2 protein-coding genes are annotated in these 2,021 nt (G+C 76.9%); both read left to right on the forward strand.

Features of this window, described 5'->3' with window-relative positions; genetic code table 11:
* On the forward strand, positions 1-1,237 hold a 1,237-nt coding region (locus VR44_RS22925), incomplete at its 5' end, for a phytoene desaturase family protein (RefSeq protein ID WP_045949464.1).
* Entirely contained in the window at positions 1,234-1,875 is a 642-nt protein-coding gene (locus tag VR44_RS22930; RefSeq protein ID WP_063778957.1) for a M23 family metallopeptidase, read from the forward strand. The genes VR44_RS22925 and VR44_RS22930, both read left to right, overlap by 4 nt.
* Positions 1,876-2,021: the final 146 nt, after the last annotated feature.

Genomic DNA, 2,021 nt, shown 5'->3' on the forward strand with positions numbered 1-2,021 from the left:
GGGAGTGCCGCTGCTCCAGCCGGAGATGCCGTACGCGCATCCGCTGGGCGGCGGCCGGTCGGTGGCCGCCTGGCGCAGCCTCGCCCGGACCGCGGAGGGGCTCGGCGCCGACGGGCCGCGCTGGGCCCGCCTGATGGGCCCGCTCGTACAGCGCAGCGAGGCCGTGGTCGAGTTGCTGCTGTCCGACCTGCGCGGTCTCCCGTCCGATCCGGTCGCGGCCCTGCGGCTGGCGACGCGGGTGCTGGCGCACGCGCTGCCGCGCAGCCCCCTGCGCACCCGGCAGGCACGGGCGCTGCTCACCGGGGTGGCGGCGCACGCCGTCGGGCCGCTGCCCTCGCTGCCCTCGGCAGCGGTGGCGATGCTCCTCGGGCACACCGCGCACAGCACGGGCTGGCCGCTGCCCGAGGGCGGCAGCGGCCGGATCGCGGCGGCGCTGGCCGAGGACATCACCGCGCACGGCGGCGAGTTCCGCACCAGCCACCGGGTCCGGGACCTCGCCGAGCTGGACGGCGTACCGCTGGTCCTGCTGGACGTGGGGCCCAAGGAGTTCCTGTCCCTGGCCGGGGACCGGCTGCCGTCCGGGTACCGGAGGGCGCTGGGCCGCTACCGCTACGGGCCGGGCGCGGCGAAGGCCGACTTCCTGGTGGACGGTCCGGTCCCGTGGGCCGACCCGCACTCGGGGCGGGCCGGGACGGTGCACCTGGGCGGGGACGCGGCCGCGATCGCCCGCCAGGAGCGGGCGGTGGCCGCCGGGAACCCGGGCGGCGCCCCGTTCGTCCTCGTGGTGGACGCGGCGGTGACCGACCCCTCGCGGGAGGTCCGCGGCCGCCGGCCGGTCTGGGCGTACGCGCACGTACCCAACGGCGACACCCGCGATCCGGTGGAGCTCGTCCGGCGGCGCATCGAGGAGTACGCGCCGGGCTTCGGCGACACCGTGATCGCCGCCCGGGGCCGGTCCGCGGCCGCCTTCGAGGCGTACAACCCGAACTACGTCGGCGGGGACATCGCGGCGGGCGCGCTCACGCTCCGCCAGTCGCTGGCCCGCCCGACGCCGCGCCCCGATCCGTACGGCACGCCGCTGCCCGGGGTGTACCTGTGCTCGGCGGCCACTCCCCCGGGGCCTTCGGTGCACGGCATGTGCGGGTACCTGGCGGCGCTGGCCGCGCTCCGCCGCCACCACGGCGTACGGAAGGCTCCCGACCTGTCCCCCTCCCCCGAGAAGGAGCCGACCGCGTGATCGTCTGGAAGCGGCACGGCCTGGTCTTCGGCGCGGGCACCCTGTGCGTCCTGCTGAACAACGGCGGGGTGAACCCGCTGTGGACCCTGGGCGTGGTCCTGCTGGCCGTGGGCGGTGTGATGCGCTGGTCCCTCACCCGTCGGCAGCGCCCGCGCGGCGAGCGCCCGCCGGTGGCACTGCGGGTCCCGGTGGAGGGCCGCTGGCAGGCCCTGAACGGGCCGGCGACCAAGGTGCCCAGCCACACCCACAGCCACGCCCAGACCTACGCCATCGACCTCAAGTACGCCGCCGGCGACCCGGAGCCCCCCTTCCGCAACCTCTGGCCGCTAGGCCGGCGCCCGGAGCGGCACCCGTCCTTCGGCCGTCCGGTCCTGGCCCCCGCGGACGGCGTGGTGGTGGCCACGGCCGGCCGGACGCGCGACCACCTCTCCCGCTGGTCGCTGCCGGCCTTCGCGTACATGTACCCGGAGGGCTTCGTCCGGGGTCTGGGCTGGCCCTGCCACGTCTGGGGCAACTACGTCCTGCTGGACCTGGGCGACGGTGTGGTGGCGGGCTTCGCCCACCTGCGCCGGGGTTCCCCCTGGCGGACTGCGGGAACTCGGGGAACTCCTCCGAACCGCACCTGCACTTCCAGCTGATGGACGGCCCCGACCCCGCCACCGCCCGGGGCGTCCCCTTCACCTGGACCTACCGGCTCGACGACGGCACGGAACACGACGGCGTCCCGGCCGACACCACGTTCTTCACCGCCGTACCGCCCCCTCCCGGCCCGCCCCCTCCCGGC

The sequence above is a fragment of the Streptomyces katrae genome, assembly GCF_000966975.1.
GTDB classification, from domain to species: domain Bacteria; phylum Actinomycetota; class Actinomycetes; order Streptomycetales; family Streptomycetaceae; genus Streptomyces; species Streptomyces katrae.